This is a genomic window from Carboxylicivirga fragile (assembly GCF_050589805.1).
In the GTDB taxonomy this organism is placed as follows: Bacteria; Bacteroidota; Bacteroidia; order Bacteroidales; family Marinilabiliaceae; genus Carboxylicivirga; species Carboxylicivirga fragile.
In genome coordinates this window covers 22,859-29,128 of record NZ_JBNGOY010000063.1, presented here as the reverse complement: position 1 = coordinate 29,128, position 6,270 = coordinate 22,859, and the positions used below count along the sequence as shown (strand labels likewise).

Sequence of the window (6,270 nt, the reverse complement as noted above, 5' to 3'; positions counted from 1 at the left end):
AAATATCCTTTTTTACTACCCCTAAATCCCCTAAAGGGGTGCGATAGCTATCGCACTTAAGCCTCCACTTTAGGGGAGGTTTGGAGGGGTAAAACAAAGGTTAAGTTACAAACTGAAAGTTTGCTTGTTCACAACAAATACTTTTTGGACACTCTCATGTAGTAATTCAATATATTATTTTCCTGATTTTACAGTAGCTTCAACATCCTCTACTTCAATAGGAATGCGTTCTCCTAGGATACGGCAGCCATCTTTAGTAACTAAAATGTCATCTTCTAAACGAATGCCACCAAAATCTTTGTACGACTCAACTTTATCGTAGTTGATGAAGTCCGTGTGTTTGCCTTCTGCTTTCCAGGTATCAATTAAGGCAGGAATAAAATAGATGCCTGGTTCGTTTGTTACCACCCAGTTTTCTTCCAAGGTACGGCCCAGACGTAAGGCTGACAAACCAAACTGAGTACTACGAGGCAATTCATCCATGTAACCAACTAATGTGTCGTTGTAATCTTCCATGTCGTGCACATCCAAACCAATCATATGACCTAAGCCGTGAGGGAAGAACATAGCATGAGCACCTTGTGCTACAGCTTCATCAACATCACCCTTCATTAAACCAAGGTCTTTTAATCCAGCTGCAATTACCTTAGAGGCAACCAAATGAGCTTCGCGGTATTGAACGCCTGGTTTTGTTGCTTCGCGACTAATGTTGTTGGCATCAACCACAATCTGATAAATTTCTTTTTGACGCTGAGAGAATGTTCCGCCTACGGGTATTGTACGCGTATTATCCGTTGCATAATGTAAAGGTGATTCACTACCTGCATCAACCAATAATAAGTCGCCATTCTGTAGCGTGTTACTATGATCGTGATTGTGCAAAGTTTCGCCTCGTTTGCTACAAATTATAGGGAAAGAAACCATTCCTCCACCAGCCATTGAAACGCCTTCTAATGCGCCTGTAATCTCTTGCTCGGTAACGCCTGCATGTGCCATTTTCATAGCGGTAGTATGCATATTGTAAGCAGTTGCCATGTGGCTTTCTAACTCAGCAATTTCACAAGGCTCTTTAATTGATCTAATATTGATACATGCTTTGGTCAATTCCAAAGAAGGCATTTCTTTAACCTTTGAATGATGCACTTCGAATAAATCACTCAAAAGCATGATGTTCTCGCCACGATATGGAGGGTTGAAATGAACCTTGCGACCTTTCTTGGTTGCTTCCTGAACCATTTTACTTAGTTCAGCCATTGGTTTAACATTTTCAACACCAATTTGAGCAGCCTTCTCAGTCATGGTTGGTTGAGGCCCCATCCAAATAATATGACCTAAAGAGATGTCATCTCCAAATAGATATTCTTTGTTGTTATCTAAATCGATAATTGCTGCGTGATTCTGTAAGTCAATACCAAAGAAATATAGGAAGGTACTATCCTGACGGAAATGGTAAACATTATCGGCATAATTCATTGGTGAATCGTTGTTGCCCAACATTAGGATAATACCAGATTTAACTTTGGCTTGCAGCTTTTTTCTGCGATTTATATAAACGTCTTTTGAAAACATATGAATGTATTTAAAAATTTGGATTTCAATATACAGCTTTTATAAAGAATCAAAAATGACATTTGTTCACTTTGGAAATTAGTTAATGATTCAATTTGGAGATTTGAAAATGTGTTGTTATAGTAATCTGGAAGCACAAAAGTTTTTTATTAGTAGTACGAGTAATTTGCGAATCGATGCATTGTCACATCCGCTTATCTCCAAATCGAATAATCGCCACATTTCCAAATTGATCAATTTCTTTTGGAAGTTCCTATAATTTTAGAGATGACTTTAATAATGCTCTTAATCTGCACTAGAAGATTCTCATTGAATGGATAATTATTTGAATGTTTGCAAAGCTCTAACCAATATTCTGTCTCATCAGCTTCTTTGGCTGCTATTTTCAATTTATGAATAAAGTCGGCTTTACTTTCTGCATTTTGTGCCTCCCTTACATTGGCTCCAATTGAGGTGCCTGATTTTAATAGTTGTTTTCCTACAACATATTTACGTTTCTCTTCGAGTAATTCACAAAACTCAATAATATCTAATGCAAACTGAAAGCTTAATTCAACAATAATATTTGGCTTGCCTGATTTCATAACGATCTTTTCCAATTAAGTTATGAATAAGCTGAGATTAATTCAATAGGTTAATTCGAAAATGTAATCGAATTGATGATTGATCGATGAGTTTATTTGAAGGTGAGATGGTGATTTAATTAACGCATCTCCAAATTGATCAATTGACACATTTTTAAATTGAAACAATATCTAATCAAGTATACCACGTAAGTCAGCGACTATCATTAGAGCTTCTTCACGAATAATATTGGGAGGAGTAATTTGGCGAAGCTGCAGGCTACGTAACCAGGCGGCTACTTCTTTTTCTTTCAGTGTGAATAGAACCTCACGAAATTCTTCAATTTGTTTTTCATTGTAGGCATCTGCCTCAACTTCTTTGTAGGCATCTAATTCTTCGTCTTCGAAGTATTCAGCTTTATCGCTTGCGCTAAGTAGCGTATCCGTTTCACATACTTCATGGGCGCCACAGCAATCATCAGCTACTTCAACTGTATCTTCCTTCCCATCCGACTTGCGCGAAAAAACGAAAGCCACAATCAACGCAACTACTATGCCTGCTACTAAATAAATCATGCTGCAAAAATAATAATTAGTTGTTAGTTATTAGTCAGTAGCTATTAGTTTTAACAAGTGCTAACAACTACTGACTGCTAACTAACTTTAATACTTCCATTTATTGGCCAGAGCAACCAGTGAAAGCATTACAGGTACTTCAACTAATACACCAACAACGGTTACCAGAGCTGCGGGAGATTGTAAACCAAATAAGGCAATGGCAACAGCAACAGCTAATTCAAAAAAGTTGCTGGCTCCAATCATGGCTGATGGAGAGCAGATAGCATGTGGTAACTTTAATTTACGACCAGCAAACCAAGCGATGAAAAATATAAAGTAGGTTTGTATAATTAACGGAATTGCTATCAATACAATTATGAGTGGATTCTGTGTGATATTGTGGCCTTGAAAAGCAAACAACAAAACCAGAGTTGCCAATAAAGCGAATATACTTACAGGCTTGAATTTTGGTAAAAATGTTTGCGTAAACCATTCGGTACCATATTTCTTGATAAGGACGCGATTGGTAATTGTGCCAGCCAATAAAGGCACTACAACAAAAATAATCACACTGAATACAAGGGTGTCGTATGGAATACTGATATTGGTTACACCCAATAGAAAGCCAACAATTGGCACAAAGGCTACCAAAATGATTAAGTCGTTAACCGATACTTGCACCAATGTGTAATTGGGATCGCCATCGGTTAAGTAAGACCAAACGAATACCATGGCAGTACATGGTGCTGCGCCTAACAAGATAGCGCCAGCAATATATTCTCCTGCCAACGATGGATCGATGTAGGCCGCATATAACTTATCGAAAAATACCCAGGCAAAAAAGGCCATGGTGAATGGTTTTATTAACCAATTAATGACCAAAGTTAAGATGATGCCTTTGGGTTTTTTACCCACTCCTTTAAGGCTTGTAAAATCGACCTGAAGCATCATCGGGTAAATCATTAGCCACACTAATATGGCAACTAAAATATTTACTCCGGCTACTTCCAGTCCACTCAATAATTGCACGGTATCTCCCCAAAAATGGCCAATTATAATGCCTCCACCAATACAAAGGGCTACCCATAAGCTTAGGTATTTCTCGAAAAATCCAATCTGTTTTTTAGAACTCATTATTTCGTCTTATTATTTTACACCAACAACAGTGATGCTATAAATGCCTGTTCCTTTTTCTTTTAATACTGCAATCTCCTCTTCAGATATGTACTTGAGAAGCACTTCGTCTGGTATGGAGATAAGTTTCTCTTTTTTTACTTCAACCTTCTTAAAACCAGTATCTGTAATTACTTTTAAGTAATCGTTCTTCTGTATTGCGCCAGAAACACAACCAGCATACATTTCAGCCGCATTTTTCAAGTTAAGAGGCAACTCTCCTTCAAGCACAACATCCGAAATTGAGAAATGACCACCGGATTTTAAAACGCGATGTATTTGAGCGAAAGCTTTTTCTTTGTTAGGAACCAGATTGAGTACACAATTACTGACCACTACATCGAAATTTGAATCTTTTAATGGCATCTCTTCAATATCGCCCTTAACAAATTCAACGTTGGAGAAATTTAGTTTTTTAGCATTTTCACGAGCCTTTGCCAACATAGCGTCAGTGAAATCCAGGCCAGTTACATGCCCTTCCTCACCAACTAATGATCGAGCCACAAAACAGTCATTCCCTGCTCCACTTCCTAAATCGAGTACAGCGTTGCCCTTGCTGATGCCTGCATATTGCGTAGGTAAACCGCAACCTAAGCCAAGGTCAGCATCGGAATTGTAACCTTCTAAATCCTTATAGTCGTCAGCAAAAACAGCATAATCAACCGTATCGCAACAGCCAGTACTTCCGCAGCACGAAGCTTCATTAAATTGCTTACTCTGGTGTGCTATTTCACCATATTTTTCTTTCACTATTAATTTTAAATCTTCTGCTTTCATAATATAATTTGAAAATGCGACGATTATCCAATTTGAAAATGAGTTAATGTGCTGATGAGTTAATTGGCAAATCTTCAAATTGAGTCATTGATACATTATTGGTTTTCAAGATAAAATTGATGGAAGCGCTCCTTTATTTCATCACGTACACGGTAAAATTCGCTCATGATAAATTCGTCAGAACCCACAGCGTGCGAAGGATCGTCAAAACCAATGTGTACACGGTGCTTAACATCTCCAATAAAAGCAGGGCAAGCCTCATTTGCTCCACCACATACGGTTATAACATAATCCCACCTGTCGTTTAGGTATTTGTTAACCGAATCGCTGGTATGTTGGCTAATGTCGATTCCAATTTCGTTCATTACTTGTACAGCCTTTTGATTTAGCTTTCCTGATGCTTCGGTTCCAGCCGAAAACACTTCTAAATTTTTGTCGAAAGATTGTAAAAAACCGTGTGCCATTTGGCTGCGGCAACTATTTCCAGTACAAAGAATTAATACTCTCATGATTATATGATTTAATGTTTAACAATCGTTGCAATTACTCTTATTCAATTTACTTAGGAACTCGATTCCTGATTTTTCCAATAACTCTATGGCTTTATTATCCAGGCAGTAATTTGTCTTCGATCCACGCACAATGCCTTGAACCAAGCCAACTTTCTTAAGTTCACTTAGGTGTTGATTTACGGTTGTTCTGCCCAATGGTATCTCTTCAGTAATATCACCCGAAAAGCAAGCGTTTTGAGATGCCAAAAAACTAAGTATCTGTAGGCGTGCCGGATGAGCTAGTGCTTTAAATAATTGAGCCAATTCTTGAAGGTCATTATCGAATAGTTGTGTTTTAGCTTCAGCCATTTTTTTTAATTTTGACGTAAAAATACGTCATGCTTTTATGACGTACAAATACGTCATGTTAAATTATTGTAAAAAGTGACGAAGGCTTAATAAATTGAAAAAAAGCGAGTCTTATTATGGGAATTAAAAAGAATGCCTACATTTGTTCGGTAATTTACGAACAAGTATATGAATTATAAAAGTGTAATTAGTGAGAAACAAAAGCGCATGGCACGTTTTGCAAAAGCCATGGGACATCCAGTAAGGATGTATGTACTTGAGTTACTCTCGAAACAAAGTTGTTGTTACAGTGGCAACCTAAGTGATGATTTGCCAATTGCAAAATCAACTTTATCGCAGCATTTGAAAGAATTGAAGGATGCCGGATTAATTCAAGGAGAAATTGAGGGTCCAAAAGTAAAGTACTGTATTAATAAAGACAATTGGGCTGATGCCCGGGAATTATTCATGCAATTTCTGAATCAAGAAAATCAATAATATAATAAAATAATAGCGATATGGACATAGATAATTTAAAGCCGGCAGGTATAGATGTTAAGGTACTAGGTACAGGTTGTGCCAAATGTTCAACATTGGAAAAACAAACCAAGCAGGCTATCGACGAGTTAGGAATTTCTGCAACTGTAACAAAGGTTGAAGACATCATGGAAATTATGAAATTTAATGTGATGACAACTCCAGCTTTGGTTGTTGATGGTAAAGTAATGGTAAAAGGAAAAGTACCTTCATTAAAAGAATTAAAAGAAATATTAAGCAAATAAATCCCGTAC

General features: G+C 37.3%; 9 protein-coding genes. 2 read left to right on the top strand and 7 right to left on the bottom strand.

From position 1 onward, the window contains the following. Positions 1-174: 174 nt before the first annotated feature. The 7 genes from ACRD7B_RS20470 to ACRD7B_RS20440 form a co-directional block, all read right to left on the bottom strand. On the bottom strand, positions 175-1,569 hold the full coding sequence (locus tag ACRD7B_RS20470) for an aminopeptidase P family protein (RefSeq protein WP_430826522.1): 1,395 nt from the start codon (positions 1,567-1,569) through the stop codon (positions 175-177). A 233-nt stretch (positions 1,570-1,802) separates the two neighbouring features. After that, positions 1,803-2,153, bottom strand: coding sequence for a four helix bundle protein (locus ACRD7B_RS20465; protein ID WP_430826521.1), 351 nt, complete (start codon positions 2,151-2,153; stop codon positions 1,803-1,805). A 171-nt stretch (positions 2,154-2,324) separates the two neighbouring features. Further along, on the bottom strand, positions 2,325-2,708 hold the full coding sequence (locus ACRD7B_RS20460; protein ID WP_430826520.1) for a hypothetical protein: 384 nt from the start codon (positions 2,706-2,708) through the stop codon (positions 2,325-2,327). A gap of 87 nt (positions 2,709-2,795) precedes the next feature. Beyond that, positions 2,796-3,824 carry an ACR3 family arsenite efflux transporter gene (gene arsB / locus ACRD7B_RS20455; protein ID WP_430826519.1) on the bottom strand — a complete coding sequence of 343 codons (1,029 nt, stop codon included), beginning with the start codon at positions 3,822-3,824 and terminating at the stop codon, positions 2,796-2,798. A 12-nt stretch (positions 3,825-3,836) separates the two neighbouring features. Next, on the bottom strand, positions 3,837-4,640 hold the full coding sequence (gene arsM, locus ACRD7B_RS20450) for an arsenite methyltransferase (RefSeq protein WP_430826518.1): 804 nt from the start codon (positions 4,638-4,640) through the stop codon (positions 3,837-3,839). Between the two features lie 95 nt (positions 4,641-4,735). After that, positions 4,736-5,149, bottom strand: coding sequence for an arsenate reductase ArsC (locus tag ACRD7B_RS20445; protein ID WP_430826517.1), 414 nt, complete (start codon positions 5,147-5,149; stop codon positions 4,736-4,738). An 18-nt stretch (positions 5,150-5,167) separates the two neighbouring features. Beyond that, positions 5,168-5,500 (bottom strand): ArsR/SmtB family transcription factor, encoded by a 333-nt coding sequence (locus ACRD7B_RS20440; RefSeq protein WP_430826516.1) that lies wholly within the window; start codon positions 5,498-5,500, stop codon positions 5,168-5,170. Between the two features lie 168 nt (positions 5,501-5,668). Here ACRD7B_RS20440 and ACRD7B_RS20435 point away from each other — a divergent pair, with 168 nt between their 5' ends. Together ACRD7B_RS20435 and ACRD7B_RS20430 are read left to right on the top strand one after the other, a co-directional pair. After that, the gene (locus tag ACRD7B_RS20435; protein ID WP_430826515.1) at positions 5,669-5,977 is read left to right on the top strand and encodes an ArsR/SmtB family transcription factor; all 309 of its coding nucleotides are present in this window, start codon (positions 5,669-5,671) and stop codon (positions 5,975-5,977) included. A 20-nt stretch (positions 5,978-5,997) separates the two neighbouring features. Then, complete coding sequence (locus ACRD7B_RS20430) at positions 5,998-6,261, top strand: thioredoxin family protein (protein ID WP_430826514.1); 264 nt, start codon at positions 5,998-6,000, stop codon at positions 6,259-6,261. The last annotated feature ends 9 nt before the right edge of the window (positions 6,262-6,270 follow it).